General features: G+C 73.4%; 12 protein-coding genes. 7 read left to right on the plus strand and 5 right to left on the minus strand.

The genetic code is table 11. The features are described 5' to 3' along the window. Nucleotides 1–1,455 (minus strand): beta-ketoacyl synthase N-terminal-like domain-containing protein (locus tag E0504_RS45715; RefSeq protein ID WP_207974705.1); only part of this gene is annotated, 1,455 nt, incomplete at its 3' end. A 118-nt stretch (nt 1,456–1,573) separates the two neighbouring features. Then, nucleotides 1,574–8,713, minus strand: coding sequence for a type I polyketide synthase (locus E0504_RS45720; RefSeq protein WP_207974706.1), 7,140 nt, complete (start codon nt 8,711–8,713; stop codon nt 1,574–1,576). Between the two features lie 799 nt (nt 8,714–9,512). Between E0504_RS45720 and E0504_RS45735 the strand changes: the two genes are divergently transcribed. Next, nucleotides 9,513–10,154 (plus strand): TetR/AcrR family transcriptional regulator, encoded by a 642-nt coding sequence (locus E0504_RS45735; protein ID WP_112106128.1) that lies wholly within the window; start codon nt 9,513–9,515, stop codon nt 10,152–10,154. A gap of 67 nt (nt 10,155–10,221) precedes the next feature. On the opposite strand, the gene E0504_RS45740 is transcribed toward E0504_RS45735, so the two are convergent. From E0504_RS45740 to E0504_RS45750, 3 genes are all read right to left on the minus strand, one after another. Then, a complete protein-coding gene (locus E0504_RS45740; protein WP_020461461.1) occupies nt 10,222–10,410 on the minus strand; it encodes a ferredoxin in 189 nt (62 codons plus the stop codon). Then, nucleotides 10,410–11,696, minus strand: coding sequence for a cytochrome P450 (locus tag E0504_RS45745; RefSeq protein WP_131627608.1), 1,287 nt, complete (start codon nt 11,694–11,696; stop codon nt 10,410–10,412). Before E0504_RS45745 ends, E0504_RS45740 begins: the two co-directional genes overlap by 1 nt. Nucleotides 11,697–11,864: 168 nt before the next feature. After that, nucleotides 11,865–13,118 (minus strand): cytochrome P450, encoded by a 1,254-nt coding sequence (locus E0504_RS45750; protein ID WP_112106130.1) that lies wholly within the window; start codon nt 13,116–13,118, stop codon nt 11,865–11,867. A 314-nt stretch (nt 13,119–13,432) separates the two neighbouring features. Between E0504_RS45750 and E0504_RS45755 the strand changes: the two genes are divergently transcribed. The 6 genes from E0504_RS45755 (at nt 13,433) to E0504_RS45780 (ending at nt 20,352) form a co-directional block, all read left to right on the plus strand. Further along, nucleotides 13,433–13,972, plus strand: coding sequence for a PaaI family thioesterase (locus tag E0504_RS45755; RefSeq protein WP_071063239.1), 540 nt, complete (start codon nt 13,433–13,435; stop codon nt 13,970–13,972). Then, entirely contained in the window at nt 13,969–15,273 is a 1,305-nt protein-coding gene (locus tag E0504_RS45760) for a cytochrome P450 (protein WP_131627610.1), read from the plus strand. The genes E0504_RS45755 and E0504_RS45760 overlap by 4 nt, the downstream gene beginning before the upstream one ends. Nucleotides 15,274–15,500: 227 nt before the next feature. After that, a complete protein-coding gene (locus E0504_RS45765) occupies nt 15,501–16,514 on the plus strand; it encodes a LysR family transcriptional regulator (RefSeq protein WP_071063235.1) in 1,014 nt (337 codons plus the stop codon). 38 nt (nt 16,515–16,552) lie between these two features. Then, nucleotides 16,553–17,548: a PDR/VanB family oxidoreductase gene (locus E0504_RS45770; protein WP_112106132.1), complete on the plus strand. Its 996-nt coding sequence runs from the start codon at nt 16,553–16,555 to the stop codon at nt 17,546–17,548. A gap of 246 nt (nt 17,549–17,794) precedes the next feature. Beyond that, nucleotides 17,795–18,961, plus strand: a complete 1,167-nt coding sequence (locus tag E0504_RS45775) for an ABC transporter ATP-binding protein (RefSeq protein ID WP_131627612.1) — start codon at nt 17,795–17,797, stop codon at nt 18,959–18,961. Next, nucleotides 18,958–20,352 (plus strand): ABC transporter substrate-binding protein, encoded by a 1,395-nt coding sequence (locus tag E0504_RS45780; protein WP_071063232.1) that lies wholly within the window; start codon nt 18,958–18,960, stop codon nt 20,350–20,352. Before E0504_RS45775 ends, E0504_RS45780 begins: the two co-directional genes overlap by 4 nt. Nucleotides 20,353–20,417 lie beyond the last annotated feature (65 nt).

Here is a 20,417-nt window from a genome sequence, read left to right on the forward strand (position 1 = left end):
CACCCACGCCAACGGCACACCGGGCTTCGTGGCCTCCCGTGGTGCCTGCCCGTCGGTCGCCTCCGGCGGGGCCTGCTCGAGGATCAGGTGTGCGTTCGTGCCGCTGATCCCGAAGGAGGAGACGCCGGCACGGCGGGGCCGGTCGACCGCCGGCCAGGGGGTGGTCTCGGTGAGGACCCGGACGGCGCCGGAGTCCCAGTCCACGTGCGGGGTCGGCGCGTCCACGTGCAGGGTCGCCGGGAGCACCCCGTGCGTCATCGCCTGCACCATCGTGATCAGCCCGGCGACGCCCGCGGCGCCCTGGGTGTGCCCGAGGTTCGACTTGATCGAGCCGATGAGCAGCGGCCGGCCGGGGTCGCGGTGCTGGCCGTAGGTGGCGAGCAGGGCCTGGGCCTCGATGGGGTCGCCGAGTTTGGTGCCCGTGCCGTGGGCCTCGATGGCGTCGACGTCGTCCGGGGTGAGGCGGGCGGCGCTGAGCGCGGCGCGGATCACCCGCTGCTGCGACGGCCCGTTCGGCGCGGTGAGCTGACTGCTCGTGCCGTCGGAGTTCACCGCGCTGCCGCGGATCACAGCCAGCACCCGATGGCCGTTCGCCCGCGCGTCCGAAAGCCGCTCCAGCAGCAGCAGCCCCACCCCCTCGGCGAGGCTGAACCCGTCGGCGGTGGCCGCGAACGGCTTGCACCGCCCGTCCGGGGCCAGCGCACCCTGCCGGCTGAACTCGACGAAGCTGCGCGGCGTCGGCATGATCGTGACGCCGCCGGCCAGCGCGAGGGAGCACTCGCCGCCGCGCAGCGCCTGCCCGGCCAGGTGGATGGCGACCAGTGACGACGAGCAGGCGGTGTCGATGGAGACCGACGGCCCCTCCAGCCCCAGCACATAGGAGATGCGCCCGGACGCCACGCTGCCGGTGCCACCGATCAGCAGGTGACCCTCGTACCCGCGAGCCGCCGGTTCACCCGGGCCCGGGCCGTAGTCGGCCGTGATCACCCCGGCGAACACACCCGTCCGGCTGCCCCGCAGCGAGACCGGATCGATGCCGGCGCGTTCGACGGCCTCCCAGGCGGTCTCCAGCAGCAGCCGCTGCTGCGGGTCGGTGGCCGCGGCCTCCCGCGGGGACATCCCGAAGAACTCCGCGTCGAAGTCCGCCGCGTCGTGCAGGAAGCCGCCCGCCCGGGCGTAGGACGTGCCGGGCCGCGCCGGGTCCGGGTCGTAGAGCTCGGCGAGGTCCCAGCCGCGGTCGGTCGGCAGGTCGCCGACCGCGTCCGTGCCCGTGGCGACGAGATCCCACAGCTCCTCGGCGGAGCGCACGCCCCCGGGATAGCGGCAACTCATCCCGATCACGGCGATCGGTTCACAGGCCGCGTCCTCGGCGGACCGCAGGCGGGCGCGGGCGGTGCGCAGATCGGCCGTCGCCCGCCGCAGGTATTCCCGCAGCTTGTCCTCGTTGGTGCTCACGTGGCCTCGTTCCTCCTGCAGCTGTGCCGGTGCGCGCGCCCGGCCGGACGGCGGTGGCCGGCGCGGGCGGTGCGGCAGGTACGGTCTGCGCGGTCTGCGCGGGGATCGGTCGGTGCTTTCAGGTGCCGGGCGAGGTGAGCTCGTCGTCGAGCGCCGCGAACAGTTCGTCGTCGGTGGCCGAGGTGAGGTCGGCGGGCAGCTCGGCGGCGCTGTCGCCGGAGACGCTGCGCAGCAGCGCGGTCAGCCGGTCGGCGACGGCGGTGTGACCCGGGCCGTCCGGCGGGTCGTCCGCCAGCGTGCGGGTCAGCGACCGTTCCAGGTCGTCGAGCTGGGCCAGCAGACCCGCGGTCGTGGCCGCGGTGTCCGATGATCCGTCCGCGGTGGACGTGGGCTCCGCGTCCCGGCTGGCGGCCGCGATCGCGGCCGCCAGCCGGGACCTCAGGTGTTCCGCGAGCGCCCGCGGGGTCGGGTGGTCGAAGGTCAGGGTGGGCGGCAGGCGCAGCCCGGCGGCGGTGCCGAGCTGGTTGCGCAGCTCCACCGCGGTCAGCGAGTCGAATCCGGCCGCGAGGAAGCCGCGGTCGGGCTCGATCGTCTCCGGCTCGCCGTGGCCGAGGATGCCGGCGGCGATCCGGCGGACCAGGGCCAGCAGCAGGCGGCTCTGCTCGACTTCGGAACGGCCCGCCAGCTCGGCGACCAGCGAGTTCCCGGCCGATGCCGGCGCCGCGCCGGACCCGTTCGCCGCCGGTTCCGACGCGGACCCGGCGCGGGGGCGGCCGGCTGGCGCCCGTCGCGGCCGTGTCCGGACCAGCTCGCGCAGCATCGTCGGGGGCGTGCCCGCGGCGAGCCGGCGCGACGAGATCCGGGCCGGGACGAGGAGCGCCTCGGGGGCGTCGAACGCGGCGTCGAGCAGGGCGAGGCCGGTGTCGGTGTCCAGGGGCGCCAGCCCGCCGCGGCCGAGCCGCTCGATGTCGGTGCTGCGCAGGTGCGCGGTGAGCCCACCGCCGCCGGTCGCCGTCTCGCCTGCGCCGGGCTGGCCCGCGGCCCGCCCGTCCGCGGCCGGCGCGGTCCCGAGTCCCTGTGCCCACAGGCCCCAGGCGAGGCAGACCGCGGGCAGGCCCCGGGCTTGGCGGTGCTGCGCGAGCGCGTCCAGGAACGTGTTGGCGGCGGCGTAGTTACCCTGGCCCGCGTTGCCCAGAATGCCCGCGACCGACGAGTAGAGGACGAACGCCGACAGGTCCAGGCCGGCGGTGAGCCGGTGCAGGTGCCAGGCGGCGTCCACCTTCGGTCGCAGGGCGGTCTCGACCTGCTCGGGTGTGAGCGAGGTGAGGACCGCGTCGTCGAGGACTCCCGCGGTGTGTACGACGGCGGTCAGCGGGTGCTCGTCGGGCACGGCGGCGAGGACCGCCGAGACGCCCGCCGGATGGGCGGTGTTGGCGGCTATCACCGTGACCTGCGCGCCGAGCTCGGTCAGCTCGGCGAGTAGTTCCCGCGCTCCCGGAGCCTGCGGCCCGCGCCGGCTGACGAGCAGCAGGTGCCGCACGCCGTGCCGGGTGACCAGGTGCCGGGCGGCGAGCCGACCGAGCGTCCCCGTCCCACCGGTGACGAGCACCGTGCCGTCCGGGTCGCGTTCGACAGACACGGTGAGAACCAGCTTCCCGGTGTGCCGGGCCGCCTGCAGTGTCCGCAGCGCCGTCGGGGCGTGCCGGATGTCGTGCCCCACCACGGGCAGCGGCGGCAGCACCTCCCGCTCGAACAGCCCGGTCAGCTCGGCGAGCAGCTCCGCCATGCGGTCCGGGTCGACGGTGAGGAGATCGAACGCCTGGTAGCGCACGCCGGGATGGGCCGCGGCGACGGCGTCGGGGTCGCGCAGGTCGGTCTTGCCCATCTCCACGAGGCGACCACCGGGAGCGAGCAGCCGCAGCGAGGCGTCGGTGAACTCGTGGGCGAGCGCGTTGAGTACGACGTCGACCCCCCGCCCGCCGGTGGCGTCCCGCAGCCGGGACTCGAACTCCAGCGTCCGCGAGTTCGCCACCCGGGCCGGGGCGACGCCCGCCTTGACCAGCACACCCCACTTGGCCGGGCTCGCCGTGGCGTAGACCTCGGCTCCGAGGTGACGCGCGAGCGCGACCGCGGCCGTGCCGACGCCACCGGTCGCCGCGTGGATGAGCACCCTGTCGCCGCTGCGCAGGCCGCCGAGGTCGAGCAGGCCGTACGCGGCGGTCAGGTAGGCGACCGGCGCGCCCGCCGCCTGCGCGAACGACCAGCCGGGCGGGATCCGGGTGAGCAGCCGGCGGTCGACGACCGCGCGTGAGCCGATCACCCCCGGGACGAGCCCCATCACCCGGTCGCCGGGGGAGAGGCCGGTGACCTCCGGGCCGGTCTCGACGACGATGCCCGCCCCCTCGGCGCCGAGCTCGGCCTCGCCCGGGTAGACGCCCAGCGCGATGAGCACGTCGCGGAAGTTGAGGCCGACCGCCCGCAGCGCGACCCGGACCTGGCCGGCGGCCAGCGGCGCGTCGGCCGCGGGGAAGGGCACCAGAGCCAGCGTGTCCAGCGTCCCGCGGGTGGTGACGTCGAGTCGCCATGCCGCCGTGCCGTCGGCCGTCCCGTCCGCGGACCCGGCGGGGATGGCGAGCGTCTCCCCACGGTCGCGTCGGGCCAGCCGCGGCACGCGCGCCTGCCCGCCGCGCAGGGCGAGCTGCGGTTCGTCGGCGGCGAGTGCCGCTGCGACGGCCCCGGCGAACGCGGTACGCGAGTCGGGGTGGTTGTCGAGGTCGACCAGCAGGACTCGGCCGGGATGTTCCGTCTGCGCCGAGCGCGCCAGCCCCCACACCCCGGCCGCACCGAGGTCGTCCACCGGCTCGCCGGCGTCGGTCCCGACCGCGCGCGAGGTCACCAGGACCAGCCGGGTGTCGGCGAACCGCTCGCCGGCGAAGGGCTCGGTCGCGAGCCACGACTGCAGCAGGGCCAGAGCGTCGGTCGTCGTCCGCCGCGTCCCGTCGGCGGTCGACCGTTCGGTGTCGCCCGTCGACACGAGCGTCACCACCACGGCCGTCGGCACCTCGCCGGAGAGGCTGTCCGCACCCGCACCCGCACCCGCACCCGCAGCGGCAGCGGTCTCGGCCTCGTCGACATCGGTATCGGCGGTGGTCGTGGTGGCCGCGGCGAGGACGGCGAGATCCGGGTGCCGCTCGGCGGCGGAGCCGCGCTGCCCGTCGCCGTCCGTGACGAGACCGGCCAGATCGAGCGGGTCCGGCCCGACCAGGGCCCAGCGGACCGCGGCGGTCGTGCCGGCCGCCCGCACGCCGGCGTCCGCCCCGGCGGGTGTGGCCGAAGGGACCGGCGGCAGCGTGCGCCAGCGCACGGAGAACAGCGCGTCCGCCGCCTCGGTGGCCGTCCCGCCGAGGCGTTCCACCGCTGTCGGGCGCAGGGCCAGGGTGGCGATCTCCGCCACCGGCCTGCCGGCCGGGTCGTAGACAGCGATGCGTACCCGGTCCGGTGCGGTCGGGCTGATGCGTACCCGCAGCTCGTCGGCCCCGACAGTGTGCAGCGCCACGGCGGACCAGGCGAACGGCAGCGATGGCGGTGCCGCCGGGTCCGCCGCCAGGAGACCGACGACCGGGTGTAGAGCCGCGTCGAGCAGCGCCGGATGCAGAGTGAAGCCGGCGGGGGGTCCGGCCTCGGCCGGCAACGCGACCTCGGCCAGCAGATCGTCGCCGTGTCGCCACACGCGCCGCAGGCCGCGGAACGCCGGGCCGTAGCCGTAGCCGCGATCGGCCAGCCGTTCGTACAGGTCGTCGAGGTCGACGGCGACGGCGTCGGCCGGCGGCCAGGCCGTGCCGTGCCCGCCGTTCGCCTGGGCGGCAGGGACGGTCGGGGCGGCGAGGGCACGGCCGGGGGATGACGTGTCCGCCCCGGGCGGGGACGTCTGGTCGACCGTGCCCTCGCCGGCCGGCGCGAGCACCCCGGTCGCGTGCCGCGTCCACGGCGCCGTGGTGTGGGCGTCCGGCTCGCCGCGCTCGCCGGCCGGCCGGCCGAAGATGGAGACACCGCGCCGACCTGTCCCGTCCGGCGCATCCACCCTCACCTGCAGCTGGACGTCCACCTCGGTCGGCAGCACCAGCGGGGCCTCGAGGGTGAGCTCCTCGAGGATCTCGGGGGCCCCGGCCGCGGCGACCTCCCCGGCCGCTCCCGCGGCCGCGGGCCGGTGCTTTTCGGCGACTGCCCGCCCGGCATGCAGCGCGAGTTCGAGCAGGGCGGTGCCGGGAAGCAGCACCGTGTCGCCGACCGCGTGGTCGGCGAGCCACGGCTGCTCGGCGAGTGACACCCGGCCCGTCAACGCCACCGCGTCCGAGCCGGCGAGCTCCACCGTTGCGGCCAGCAGGGGATGGTCGGCGCCGCGCAGCCCGGCCGCTGCCAGATCGGCCAGGGCAGTGGGGACCGTCAGCCAGAGACGCCGGCGCTGGAACGGGTAGGTGGGCAGGTCGAGCGTTCGCCGCCGGTCCGAGGCAGGCAGCGCCCTGGCCCAGTCGGCGGGCGCCGCCTGGGTGTGGTGGATCGCGAGGTTGTCCAGGAACCGTCGCATGCCGCCGTCGTCGCGCCGCAGCGTCCCGACGATGCTGACCGAGCGCTGGTCGGTGGACCCGCCCGTGCCGTTCGGTCCGCCCGCTCCGTTCGGTCCACCGGGCGTGTTCGTCCCGTCGGCGTCGTCGCCGCCCGGCTCGACGGTGTGGTCGATGGCGGGGGTGAGGACGGGGTGCGGGCTGACCTCGACGAAGTGCGCGTAACCGGCGCGGGCCAGCGCCGCGATGACCGGGTGGAACTCGACGGTGTCGCGCAGGTTGTCGTACCAGTAGTCGGCGGTCAGGCCGGTGGTGTCGAAAGGCTGCTCGCCCGCCGCGGTGTGGCCGGCGACCGTGGAGAAGAACGGGATCGAGGCGGCGCGCGGCGTGATGTCGGCGAGCGTCTCCAGCAGCGTCTCCCGCAGCGTCTCCACGTGGGCCGAGTGCGACGCGTAGTCGACCGGGATGGGCTTGGCGTTGACGCCGCTCGCGCGGAACCGGGCGAGCGCCTCCCCGGCGGCCTCGGTGTCGCCGGAGACGACGGTGGCCGCGGGACCGTTCGCCGCCGCGATGTCGAGCCGTCCCCGCCATTCGGTCAGGGCCGTGTTGACCTGGTGGGCGGGGAGGGGGATGGAGATCATGGTGCCGGTGCCGGCGAGGTGGCGTAGGGCTTGGGCGCGGGTGGTGACGAGGATGGCGGCGTCGGTGAGGCTGAGGATGCCGGCGGTGTGGGCGGCGGTGATTTCGCCGATGGAGTGGCCGGTGAGGTGGTGGGGGTGGATGTCGTGGGTGGCCAGCAGGTGGGTGAGGGCGGTCTGGAAGGCGAAGAGGGCGGGTTGGACGACGTCGACGCGGTCGAGGGTGGGGGCGTTGGGGTTTTGGTGGAGGACGTCGAGGAGGTTCCAGGTGGTGTGGGGGTGCAGGGCGTCGGCGCAGGCGTGGATGTGGTGGGTGAAGACGGGGTTGGTGGTGAGGAGTTCGCGGGCCATGGCGGGCCATTGGGTGCCTTGGCCGGGGAAGACGAAGACGGTTTTGCCGGTGCCGGTGCCGGTGCCGGTGCCGGTGCTGCTGGTGGGTGGGGTGGTGGTGAGTGCGGGGTGGGGTTGGTTGTGGGTGAGGGCGGTGAGTGCGGGGTGGAGGTCGGTGGTGGTGGTGCCGAGGATGACGGCGCGGTGGGGGAAGTGGGTGCGGGTGGTGGCGAGGGTGTGGGCGAGGTCGGTGGGGTCGGTGTGGGGGTGGTGGTCGAGGTGGGTGGTGAGTTGGTGGGCCTGGTCGCGTAGGGCCTGGGGGGTGCGCGCGGACAACACCCAGGCCAGCACCGGAGCGTCCACGGCGCCCGTGTCCTGCCCGTCCGGTACGCCGGCGCCCGGCGCGGGCGGCTCGGCGCCGGGCGGGGCCTCGGTCAGCACCACGTGGCAGTTCGTCCCCCCGACGCCGAACGAGCTGACTCCGGCGACCAGGGCCTCGGCGGGCCGTGGCCACGCGCCGGCGGAGCTCGCCACCCGCAGTCGAAGCTCCGCCAGCGGGATGTCAGGGTTCGGGTGCTCGAAGTTGAGGCTCGCCGGGATGCGGCGATGGCGGATCGCCAGGGCGGTCTTGAGCAGTCCGACGATGCCGGCCGCCCCCTCGAGATGGCCCACGTTCGTCTTGGCCGAGCCGACCAGGAGCGCCTGCTCGGATGGCCGTCCCGCGCCGAGCACCGCGCCGAGCGCCGCGGCCTCGAGCGGATCGCCGACCGGCGTGCCGGTGCCGTGCAGCTCCACGTACTGCGCGGCGGCCGGGTCGATGCCGGCATCGGCGAACGCGCGGCGGACGGCGTCTCGCTGCGCGTCGGAGCTGGGCACGGTGAGCGCGTCCGTCGCGCCGTCGTTTGTCACGGCGCTGCCGCGCAGCACGCACGTGACGGGGTCGCCGTCGGCCAGGGCGTCGGCGAGCGGCTTGAGCACGACGATTCCGCCGCCCTCGCCACGCACGTACCCGTTCGCGCGCGCGTCGAAGGTGAAGCAGCGCCCGTCCGGGGAGAGCGCGCCGAACCGCTCCACGGTGAGCGTGCTCTCCGGCGTGAGGTTGAGGTTGACTCCGCCCACCAGCGCCAGGTCGGTCTCCCCGCGCCGGATGCTCGTCAGCGCCAGGTGCACGGCGACCAGTGCGGACGCCTGGGCCGCGTCCACGGTGAGGCTCGGGCCGCGCAGGCCGAGCGTGTAGGAGACGCGGTTCGCGAGGATCCCGTGGTTCAGCCCGGTCAGCGTGTGCCGGGTGATCGCGTCCGGGCCGCGCCGGTGGGTGAGCGTCGCGTAGTCGTGGGCGATCGTGCCGAGGAACACCCCGGTCCGGGTACCGGCGAGCGTCCCCGGGACGATTCCGGCATCCTCCAGGGCCTCCCAGCTCAGTTCGAGGACGAGGCGTTGCTGCGGGTCCATCGCGGCGGCCTCGCGGGGGGAGATACCGAAGAACTCCGGATCGAAGGTGTCCACCGCGTCGAGATATCCCGCCGGGCGCGCGGCGGCATCGTGGCGCGCTTCGGTGGACAGGATCGAGGCGCGGGTCCCGGGAATCGGAGTGATGGCGCTCTCGCCGTTCTCCAGAAGGCGCCAGAATGCGCCCGGATTCTCGGCCTTGGGTAGCCGGCAGGCAAGGCCGATGACGGCCACCGCCGAGGTCTCTGATTCGAGCGCGCCGTTTCCGTCCGAACTCATCGTCGCGAACTCCAGCTCTTCCCATATGTACCTGTCACCGACGCCCGATAGGCACGTGGCGGTAGAACGGCGGTTCCGAGGTGGTGCGCGGGGGTGGTCGGCCCGAGGCGTGCCGATCGCCGGCATCGTTGCCGGATGCGCCCGCTCGCCCGCTGACACTGGAGTGACCGGCCGGAGGCGGGGGCGAGACACGGGCGGGACATCGGTCCCGGCGCCCACCCGCTCCAGACTGCTGTTGGCGTCGCATGGCGCTTCACCGACGATTGTTCAGCGCAGTCGCCCGGAGAACCCCTAGCCCGCCCCCTACCCATCCCTATGCCGCCCCCCGGCGGAAACAAAGATGAAGTGGTGTGCCCGGCCGGGAGAACGCCGTCTGGTTAGCTCTCGCCCGGCGCCGCCGGAGTTCGTCCCGCCTTTTTATGTCACGGGTGTGACGGGCGTGTTTACGCCGGCCGTGCGGTTCGCGTTCACGCCCCCGCCCGGCGCTGGAGGGACACTGTTCGTGACGGCATTTCGTTTCACTCGACCGGCGGTGGTGGCCCGTCCGCCCGTCCGCCCGGCGCCCGGCGCCCGGTACCGGCTCGGCTCCGACGGGCTTGTGGGACGACGGCCCTACCGCCACCCGGGCGTCGGCCTGACCCCGGCTGTCACCCCGTGCCTTCGGGTGCCACCGTGCGCCCGAGGCATCCGACGGGGCGGGGGCGTCTCATCTCCGCGCACGTCTGAATAGAGCGGAGAGTAGTCTTCCGATTTCTGGAGAGAGTTGGTCGAGGACGGTCCAGAAGAGGAGCCGCGAGCGATGACGGCGGTACCCCCGACCCGACTCAGGGCCGACGCGCGCCGCAATCGTGACAAGATCATCTGTGTGGCGGTGGGGGCTTTCGTGGACGAGGGCCCCTATCTCCCCATGGAGGAGATCGCCCGGCTCGCCGGGGTCGGCGTGGGCACGCTGTACCGGCACTTCCCCGACCGCGGGGCACTGATCGTGGCAGTGGTCCAGGACAGCCTGGCGACGATGCTCGCCAGGGCCCGCGCCGCCGAGGCCGAGGAGACACACGCCTGGGACGCCCTGGTACGCAGTCTGAGTGGTTCCCGCGAGCTCCGCCTCACGTGGCGCCTGCCGGACCTCTTCCTGTCCGCGACCGGTGCGGCAGTCCGGGCGGACCCGACGATCCGCCGGATCCGGGACGAGCTCACCTCGCTGATCGACAGCCTCGTGCGCGCGGCGCAGGAGGAGGGCTCACTGCGCCCGGACGTCGGGACGGGCGACGTCATCCACCTGTTCTCGCTGCTGCTGCGCGGGCCGCACAAGATGCCTGGCGAGGTGGCCGAGGCCGCCTACGAGCGTGCCCAGGGCGTCATCCTCGACGGTCTTCGCGCCCGGCCGGGCATCTCACTGACCGGCCGGGCCCTGAGCGTCTCCGAGCTCGACGCCGAGTGAAGCCGGGGACACCGGGCCTGCCGATGCCCGGCCGGCGGCCGCGGGGCGCGGTCGCCGGCCGGTGACGTCAACTCGCCGTGATGGCCCGTTCGGGGCAGTTCGCGACGGCCTCCCGCACGGCCTTCTCGAACTCCGCGGGGACCTCGTCGACCTCGACCACCGCGTAGCCGTCGTCGCTGAGGGTGAAGACTTCGGGGCACAGCGTGCAGCAGGTGGAGTGTCCGCAGCAGCCGTCGGCGTCAACGGTGACCTTCATCAGATTTTGCTCTCTGCGAGGGTGAACTCAAGGTTGAGGTGCGTCAGCCCACGCAGGATGAAGGTGGGCAGGTAGCTGTACCGGCGGTCGTCCGCGGGGCCGTGCACGCTCTCGGCGATGCGGATGTCCGTGGTGCGCTCGAGCAGCCGCTCGATGCTCGCGCGGGCCTCGGCGCGGGCGAGCGGGGCTCCGGGGCAGGTGTGGATACCGCGGCCGAACGCCACGTGGTGGCGGGCGTTCGGGCGGGCGACGTCGAACACGCTCGGGTTCTCGAAGCGGCGCGGGTCGCGGTTCGCGGCACCGTTGACGACCATGACGGTGGTGCCGGCGGGCAGGTCGACGCCGCCGACGGTGGTCGGCACCCGGGAGAGGCGGAAGTCGCCCTTGACCGGGCTCTCCAGCCGCAGCGTCTCCTCGATGAAGTTCCCGACGCGCTCCGGCTCGGCCCGCAGCAGCTGCTGGAGCTCGCGGTCCTCGGCGAGGATCTTCAGCGCCGAGGAGAGCAGGCGGACGGTGGTCTCCTGCCCGGCCGAGAACAGGTTCGCCGCCACCCGGACCGCGTCGATGACCTCCGGGGTCGACCCGTCGGGGAACGTCGCCTGCGCCAGGCCGGTGAGGACGTCCTCGCGCGGCTCGCGCCGGCGGTCCTCGATGTACTCGGTGAACTTGCTGTAGAGGAACTCCAGCGGGTTGTGCGCCATGTGGTCGTCGCCGGTGCTGCCGATGCCGCTCTCCTGCGGCTGGCGCTGGAGGCGGTCGAGGAACTCCTCCTGGTCCTCCTCGGGCACGCCCAGCAGGTCGGCGATCACCAGCAGGGTGAACGGCCCGGCGAAGCCGGTGATGAACTCGCCCTCGCCGCCGGCCAGGTACGGCTCGATCATCCGGTCGACGAGCCGCCACATGTGCGCCTCGTTCTCCTTGAGGCGCTTCGGGGTGATCAGCCGCATCAGCAGCGCGCGGTGGGCGGTGTGGGTCGGCGGGTCGAGCGTGGGGAGCTGGTCGCTCATCGGCAGCTCACCGCGGTGCCGCTCGATCAGCTCGGTGACGTCGTCACCCTCGAGCGGGACGGGGAAGCCGGGGAACGGCCCCGTCACCGAGACGCACGAGGAGAAAGCCGCGGAATCGTGGAAAACCTCCACTGCTTCCTCGTACCCTGTCACCATCACCACACCGTGATGATTCTCTCGCTGCACGGGGCACTTGCCCCGCAGCGCGTCGAGGTACGGGTACGGATCCGCGACGAGCTCGTCGTCACGGAAGAAGTCCTTGGCCTCGAGGTCACTCACGGTCTGTGCCGCTCCCTTCGACGTCCTCCGCGCCAGTCTTACACCGGCGTGAGGGCAAGACAAACGACCCGTCCGGCTAGGTACCGGCCATTGGGGTGGGCCCATTGGGGTGGGTATGCCACGGATCGTAGTAGGCCCGACGGGACGGTGCGGCGGACGCCCGTCGCCTCAGCGCACCCGCACCGGGAGTGTGGCCAGCGCGCGGTGGATGAGGCTGGGCAGGTAGACCAGCTCCGACTCGTCGACGGCCAGCTCCAGCGCGGTCGTCCGGTGGACGAGCGCCCCGATGGCCGCCGCCGCCTCGATCCGGGCGAGCGGGGCGCCCAGGCAGAAGTGGATGCCGACGCTGAAGCCCAGGTGCCGGCGGGCCGGGCGCGGCCCGTGGTAGCGGGTGATGTCGAACCGGTCGGGGTCGGTGAACGCCGCCGGGTCGCGGCCGGCGGCGGCGCTGACCAGCAGGACGCCGTCGCCGCGGTCGAACGTGTGCCCGGCGAGCTCGGTCTCCCGGCACGCGGTGCGCATGGTGAACTGCGTCGGCGGGTCGTAGCGCAGCACCTCCTCGACGGCGGAGGGGAGCAGTTCCGGCCGCGCGCGCAGGAGCGCCAGCTGGTCGGGGTGGCGCAGCAGCGAGAGCACCGCCGACCCGACGTAGTTGATGGACGTCTCCATCCCTGCCACGACGAGCAGCGACGAGACGCCGAGCAGCTCGAGCTCGCTGAGCGCGTCGTCGCGGTCGCGGGCCGCGGCCATCCGGCTGATCAGGTCGTCGGTGGGGTTCGCCCGGCGCTGCGCGATCAGCTCCTCGAAGTAGGCCTGGAAATCCTGGGTGGCCTGCCGGCGTGCGACGAGCTCGGCCTCGGTGAGCAGGTTGTCGGGGTCGGTGCCGCGGGCGATGGCCAGCGCCCAGCCGCGCAGCGACGCGCCGACGTCGTCCGGGACGCCCAGCAGGTGACCGAGGGTCGCGCTCGCGATCAGGGCCGCGTACCCGCTGATGACGTCGAGGCTCCCGGTGGCCAGCGCGCCGTCCACCAGCCGGTCGGCGAGGGCCTGGATGCCCGGTGCCATCTGGTTGACGATCCGCGGCGTGAACGCCTTGTTGACCAGCCCGCGCAGCCGGGTGTGGTCCGGCGGGTCCATCCGCAGGAACGACCGCGGGGCGCTCGCCGCGCCGTCCCGGAACGGGCTGATGCCGGCGTCGTAGCCGTGCACCCAGTCGTCGCTCTGCAGCACCGCCTCGCAGTCGGCGTACCGGGTGAGCACCGTCACCGGGATGTCGCCGAGCATGAACGGGCACAGCGGCCGGGCCTCCCGCACCCGCTGGTAGACGGCGTACGGATCGGCCTTGTGGGTCGGATGGAACGCGGTGAACTCCACCGGGGCGGACTCGGCGGCGACCCCTGCGGTGACCTCGGCGGCGACCATGGCTCTCCCACTCCTACGTCGGCGCGGTGCGTGCGGCCGCGCCCGCGCGCACGGGTGCACTCACTCCGCGGCACGCACGATGCAGGACGGCGGCGCCGGGAGACAGCGCCCAGTGCCGAGTCCAATCGGACGATTGCGCCCCGTCGACAGCTGACCGTCCACCGCCGGCCGCGGACCGTCGGTCGCCGGCTGCCGGGCGTCGCTGATGGATCGATACGAGATGCCAATGGGGCTCGCCATCCGCGCTCGGCCGGGGTCACGATGCAGCGCGACGACTCGTTGGTCGACACCGACGCACCGGGAGACCGCCGACCATGGACCGAACCTTGGACCGGGACCGCACCACCGACACCGTCGTCGCGGCCGACCCGCCTGATCAGGCCCGGCGCCTGCGTGATCTCGCCGATCTCGTCGAGCACGGGCTGCGGGCCGGCATCGGCGTCGGCCACTCCCTCGGCGTCACGCTCGCCGAGCTGGGCGACGGCTCGTCCACCTGGACGCTCACCCCGTCGCCGGCCGCGGCGAACGCGATGATGACCGTGCACGGCGGGGTTATCAGCACCCTGATGGACACCGCGATGGGCAGCGCGGTCTACACTCGCCTGCCCGCCGGAGTGCTTTACACGACGCTGGAGCTGAAGGTGAACTTCATCCGGCCGGTCGCGCTGGACGGCGGCATGCTCACCTGCGTCGCGACGGCCGTCCACGTCGGGCGCCGCACGGCGACGGTCGAGGCCCGCGTCACCAACCCGGCCGGTGCCCTGGTCGCGCACGGCTCGTCCACCTGCCTGCTGTTCGAGGTCGCCGGCCCCGCCGCGGGGCCGAGCACGGAGCCGGCCGCGGGGCCGGCGTGACGGGCCCCGCCACGAGCACACCGCACGCTGCCACGAGTGCGCCGCACGCTGTCGCGGGCGCGCCCGGCGCGCCCGACGCGGAGGCTGCGCTCGCGCAGGCCGTGATCGAGTCCTTCGATCCGGCGTGGCGGCATGACCCCTATCCCGCGTACGGCACGCTGCGCCGGGCCGGCACCTTCCTACCGGGCCCGCTGGCCGGCACCATGCTCGTCCCCGGCCATGCCGAGTGCGCCGCCATCCTCGCCGACCCGGTGTGGAGCCACGCCGAGGAGTCGGAGCTGCTCCACCCGGACAGTGACGTCGAGCTGCCCGGCTCGTTCCTGTGGATGGAGCCGCCGGACCACACCCGGCTGCGCGGCCTGGTGAGCCGGGCGTTCACCCCGCGGACCATCGAGGCGACCCGCCCGCTGGCCCGCCAGGTCGTGGACGGGCTGATCGACGACGCCCTGGCGGCGGGGGAGCTGGACCTGATCGAGGGGCTCGCCTACCCGCTGCCGCTGACCATGATCTGCGAGCTGCTCGGGGTGCCCGTCTCCGAGCACCCCGCGGTGCGCCGGATGTCGGCCGGGATCGCGCGCGGGCTCGACCCCGACGTCCTGCTCTCACCGGCCGAGCTCGCCGCGCGGACCGCCGCCGTGGAGGAGTTCCGCGAGTTCTTCGGCGCGCTCGTCACCGCCCGCCGGGCCGACCCCCGCGACGATCTGATCAGCGCGCTCGCCCAGGTGCACGCCGAGGGTGACCGGCTCACCACGACCGAGCTGCTCGGCACCCTGCTGATCCTCGTGGTCGCCGGGCACGAGACCACCGTCAACCTGATCGGCAACGGGGTGCTCGCGCTGCTGCGCGACCCCGCGCAGCTCGACGCGCTGCGGCGCGATCCCGGGCTCGCGCTGCCCGCGGTGGAGGAGATCCTGCGGTTCGACGCGCCGGCGCAGGTGACCACGCGCACCGCCCGGGCGGAGGTGACCGTGGCGGGCCGGACGTTCACCCCCGGCGAGGCCGTCATCTGCATGCTCGGCTCGGCCAACCGTGACCCCCGCGCCTTCGACCAGCCTGACGAGTTCCTCGTCGACCGCTACGCGGGCGGCGCGCGGGTGAGCCGCCATCTCGCCCTCGGGATGGGCCTGCACTACTGCCTGGGCGCCCCGTTGGTCCGGCTCGAGGTCGGTGAGGCGCTGCGGGGCATCGCCACCCGCCTGACCGGGATGACCCTGCTGGCCGATCCGCCGCCGTACCGGCCGAACATCGTCGTCCGTGGGATGTCGTCGCTGCCTGTGCGGGTCACCGGCCGACCCGGCTGATCTGGCTGATCCGCACTTCGGTCCCGGCGATACGGCAATTCCATGAATTGAGGTGCAGAACACATTTCAGGTCCGGATTGTTACAATGTGAAAGGTTCTGTGCCGTCTCGGTGGTGGCCGCCCGCAGCGCCATGTATTCCGAACAATTACTCGCGCCTTACTCCGACTTCATCGCCTGTTACCCCTGCTGGCTATACTTGCCGATTGGGGGATTAGGGAGGAAGTTCGTGGAGTTTCGACATCTGGTTTCTTTCCTCGCCATTGCCGAAGAAGTCCATTTTGGCCGGGCCGCCCGGCGACTGAACCTGACACAGCCCTCACTGAGCCAGCATCTCGCCCGTCTCGAGCGCGAGGTCGGCGTGCAACTGGTCGCCCGCACCTCGCGTGAGGTCCGTCTCACCCCCGCGGGCCAGGCCTTCCGGGGTGAGGCCAAGAGAATCCTCGAGCTGAAGCGCCGCACCCTCGAAATCACCCGCGACACCGCCGCCGGCCGCGCCGGGAAAATCAACATCGGGTTCAACCTGCCGGCCGGGCACCGGATTCTCCCGCCCACGCTGGCCCGCCTGCACAACTCCCACCCGGGCCTGCAGCCCCGACTGTGGGAGCGGCGGACCGGGCCGCAGATCAAGAGCCTGCTCAGCGGGGAGCTCGACGTCGGCTTCATCTTCGGCCTGCCGCCGACCTCGAGCCTGCACTCGATGGAGGTGCTGCGGGTCCGCATCCTGGCCGTCGTCGGCGAGCACCACGAGTGGGCCGAGCGCGACCAGGTGCCGTTCTGCGAGCTGGAACGGCAGGGCTGCCTGCTGTTCCACCGGGCGCAGTGCCCCGCGCTGTACGACACGATCTCCCGGTCGGCCGACCGGGCCCGGATCAAGCTGCGGGTCGTCGCCGAGGTCGACGACCCGGGGGCGAGCGCGCTGCTGGTGACCACCCGCCCGGTGGTCGGCTTCGCGTCCCGGGAACGCGCGCTGGGAATCGCCGGATCGCGGGCGGTTCCACTGGTCGACCCCGTTCCGACCCTGCCCGTCCATGTCGTGTGGCGTCCGCCGCGCACCCGGCTGGTCGAAACGCTGCTCGAGAGCCTGGAAAGCGCGGCCGGCGACTGGGAATCCGCCGAGACGCCTGAGGAGAAGGTCGATTGGGTGCGGGAGCGGGGGCGATCGAATATCCCGATGGTCGCGCCCGCGCCGGTCCGCCCGGCAGTAAACGCCGTTACCGTCGCAGGAAATCGCCTGAACTAGGCCCCGGTCCGAAGTGGGATTTCCGTCGGAGGTCGCCTGTGTCCTCGCCCCCGTCCACCGTGGATCGAGCCGAACAGCGGCAGACGCTGACGCTGACGGTCCGCGCCCGCCGCCACGTCGCCGAGGATGTCGTCTGTTTCGATCTGGCCGATCCGACCGGCGCGGCATTGCCGCCCTGGACACCCGGCGCGCATGTCGACGTCACGGTGCGGCCGGGGACGGTGCGGCAGTACTCGCTGTGCGGTGATCCAGCGGATCGCCACCACTGGCGGATCGCGGTGCTGCGGGAGGCCGCCGGCCGCGGCGGTTCGGTGCACCTGCACGACCGGGTCGGTGTCGGCGCGCTGCTGCCGGTCGGGCAGCCGCGCAACGCGTTCCCCCTGGTCGCCGCGCCGCGCTACCTGCTGGTCGCCGGCGGGATCGGCGTCACCCCGCTGCTGCCGATGATCGACGAGCTCGCCGCGCGCGGCGCCGAGTGGCGGCTGCTCTACGGCGGGCGCCACCGCGCGGCGATGGCCTTCGCCGACGACCTCGCCCGCCACGGCGACCGGGTCGTCCTGCACCCGCAGGACACCCACGGGCTGCTTCCCCTCGGCCCCGTCCTGGATGGCCTGCGTGCCTCCGGCGAGCACGAGGAGACGGCGGTCTACTGCTGCGGGCCCGAGGGTCTGCTCGGGGCCATCGAGGGGCACTGCGCGCAGTGGCCCGCCGGCGCCCTGCACGTCGAGCGGTTCCACCCCGCCGAGCCCGCCCACCGCGACACCGACGGCGCCTTCGAGCTGCGCCTGGCCCGTAGCGGGCGGGTGCTGCGGGTCGGGCCCGGGCAGTCGGTCCTGGAGGTGCTGGAGGCGGCCGGGGCCGCCGTCACCTCCTCCTGCCGGGACGGTACATGCGGCACCTGCGAGACGCCGGTGGTCGAGGGCGGTGTCGACCACCGTGACACCGTCCTGACCCCGGCCGAGCGCGACGGCGGCCGGACGATGATGGTCTGCGTCTCGCGCGGCCTGGGCGGACGTCTCGTCCTGGACATCTGAAATACACCCCGAGGATTTCCATCGCTATTCCAGCGGTCGTTTTGTGTGGCCGGTAATCCATGTCGCCAATCGGTTCATCCGAATGTGCAATGGGCCTTCCCTGAAAACTCGTTCCGCTCATATTCTTCAGCCGCCGGACAAGGGGTCTGACCAGGGAGGACGGCCGGCACAAACGCTGCCGGGACGGCCCGTCCCAGGCGTGTGGACGGCGGAACGTCAGTGCTGTGTCGGGGAGGAGCCACCACCGTGGGCAGGATCGAGCTCGACGGGCTGACGAAGAGATACGGCGACGTCGTCGCCGTGGACGGCGTCAGCCTCGACATCGCCGACGGCGAGTTCCTGGTGCTGCTCGGCCCGAGCGGCTGCGGGAAGTCCACCCTGCTGCGGCTCGTCGCCGGCCTGATCACGCCGTCCGGCGGCCGGGTGCTGCTCGACGGCCGGGACATCACCCACGCCCCGCCCGCCCGGCGCGACCTGGCGATGGTCTTCCAGAGCTACGCCCTGTACCCGCACCTGACCGTGGCCCGCAACATCGGCTTCCCGCTGCGCGCGGCCCGCACGCCCCGCGCCGAGGTCCGCCGCCGGGTCGAGGAGGTCGCCGCGCTGCTCGAGCTCGGCCCGCTGCTCGACCGCCGGCCGCGGGAGCTCTCCGGCGGCCAGCGCCAGCGGGTCGCCGTCGGCCGGGCGATCATCCGCGACCCGCGGGCGTTCCTGATGGACGAGCCGCTGTCGAACCTGGACGCCAAGCTGCGCCAGGCGACCCGGGCCCAGTTCCGGATGCTGCACGAGACCCTCGGCAGCACCGTCCTCTACGTCACCCACGACCAGGTCGAGGCGCTCAGCCTCGCGACCCGGATCGCGATGCTCGACGACGGGCGCCTCGAGCAGCTCGGCACGCCGACCGAGGTCTACGACACCCCGGCCTCGGTGTTCGTCGCCGGCTTCCTCGGCTCCCCGCCGATGAACCTGCTGCCCGCCCGGGTGGAGTGCCACGACGGCCGGGTGCGGGTGCTCGCCGACGACGTCGAGGTCGACCTGTGGCCCGGCGAGGACGTCGAGGCCCGCGACGTGATCCTCGGGATCCGGCCCGAACACCTCCACCTGATGGCCGCCGAGGGCCCGGCGGGCCCGGGCGGGATGCCGCGGCTGCGCGGTGTCGTGCGGGCGGTGGAGAACCTCGGCGCCGAGGAGTCCGCGCAGTGCGCGGTCGGCGGCGCCCTCGTGCACTTCCGGGGCGCCCGCCCCCTCGGGCTGGCCGCCGGCCAGCCCGTCGCGCTCACCACGGCGCGCGACCACATCCACCTGTTCGACCGGCACAGTGGCCGGCGGCTCGCCTGGCGCCCGCTGGCCGACCACGAGCCGGCCGCGGCACTCCACGACGGCGTGACCACTCATCAAAGGAGCTCGACGTGAAACGACGGCGCTTTGCCCGGGGCGTGGCGGCCGCCTGCGCTGCCGCGCTCGCCCTCACCCTCGCCGCCTGCGGATCCGACGACGACGCCGACGCGGGCGGAACGTCCACCGCCGGGGTCGTGCCCGAGCTCGGGCCGGATCAGAAGGTCTCGATCGTCTTCGAGAGCTACAACCTCGCCCAGCCCGGCCCGTGGACGGACACCTTCAACGGCCTGATCGCCGACTTCGAGAAGGCCCACCCGAACATCTCGGTCACCGCGCAGAAGCCGCAGACCTCCACCCTGAAGGGCTACGGCTCGGCGTCGACCGCCAGCATCCAGGCCCAGATCGCCACCGGCAACGCCCCCGACGTCGCCCAGCTCACCTTCGGCGACCTCGGCTACACCGCGACCGCGCTCGGCGCGAAGCCGCTCGACGACATCGTCGGGCGCGACGCCGTCCAGGAGAACTTCGCCGGCACCCACCCGTTCGCGCCGACGGCGCGAACCCTCGGCGACGTCGACGGCAAGACCTACGGCGTGCCGTTCGTCTTCTCCACCCCGGTGCTCTACTACAACGCCGACCTGTTCACCCAGGCCGGCCTCGACCCGGAGAAGCCGCCGACGACCTGGGACGAGTTCAAGACCGCCGCGCTGGCCATCAAGGCGAAGACCGGCAAGAACGGCGGTTACATCGACTGCTTCACCAAGGTCTCCGGTGACTGGTGCTACCAGGCGGTGGTGGCCTCCAACGGCGGCTCGGTGATCTCCGAGGACCGCACCAAGCTCACCTTCGCCGAGGCGCCCGCGGTGCAGGCGGTCGAGATGGCGCAGGACCTGGTCAACTCCGGCGCCAGCCCGAAGCTGTCGCAGGACCAGGCCTACCCGGCGTTCGCCCGCGGTGAGATCGGCATGATCGTCGAGACCAGCGCGGCGCAGGGCACCTTCATCAAGGGCGCCGGCGGCGCCAAGCCGCCGTGGACGCTGCGCGCCACCGTCATGCCGAGCTTCACCGGCAAGCCGGTCGTGCCGACGAACTCCGGGGCGGCGCTGTTCATGTTCGCCAAGGACGCCGCGAAGCAGCGGGCCGCCTGGGAGCTGATCACCTACCTGACCAGCGACGCGGCCTACACGCAGATCACCAGCAAGATCGGCTACCTGCCGCTGCGCACCGGGCTGCTCGACGACCCGAACGGGCTGAAGACCTGGGCCGCGGAGAACCCGCTGGTCCAGCCGAACGTCGACCAGCTCGCGAAGCTGAAGCCGTGGGTGTCCTTCCCGGGCAACAACTACGTCCAGATCCGCACCGGGATGCTCGAGGCGGTCGAGAGCGTCGTCTACAGCGGCGCCGACCCGCAGAAGACGCTCACCGACGCCCAGAACCAGGCCGCGAAGCTGCTGCCCCGGTCCTGACCGTCCGCCTGTTCCGCCTGTTCCACCTGTGTGCCCGTCCCGCCCGCCGTGCCGGTCCCGCGCGG

The sequence above is a fragment of the Parafrankia sp. BMG5.11 genome (genome assembly GCF_004337455.1).

What these genes read in the sequence shown, in the direction of transcription:
- E0504_RS45720 (WP_207974706.1), bottom strand. Translation starts at nt 8,713, where the DNA reads ATGAGTTCGGACGGAAACGGCGCGCTCGAATCAGAGACCTCGGCGGTG.
- E0504_RS45750 (WP_112106130.1), bottom strand. Translation starts at nt 13,118, where the DNA reads ATGGTCGCCGCCGAGGTCACCGCAGGGGTCGCCGCCGAGTCCGCCCCG.
- E0504_RS45735 (WP_112106128.1), top strand. Translation starts at nt 9,513, where the DNA reads ATGACGGCGGTACCCCCGACCCGACTCAGGGCCGACGCGCGCCGCAAT.
- E0504_RS45740 (WP_020461461.1), bottom strand. Translation starts at nt 10,410, where the DNA reads ATGAAGGTCACCGTTGACGCCGACGGCTGCTGCGGACACTCCACCTGC.
- E0504_RS45755 (WP_071063239.1), top strand. Translation starts at nt 13,433, where the DNA reads ATGGACCGAACCTTGGACCGGGACCGCACCACCGACACCGTCGTCGCG.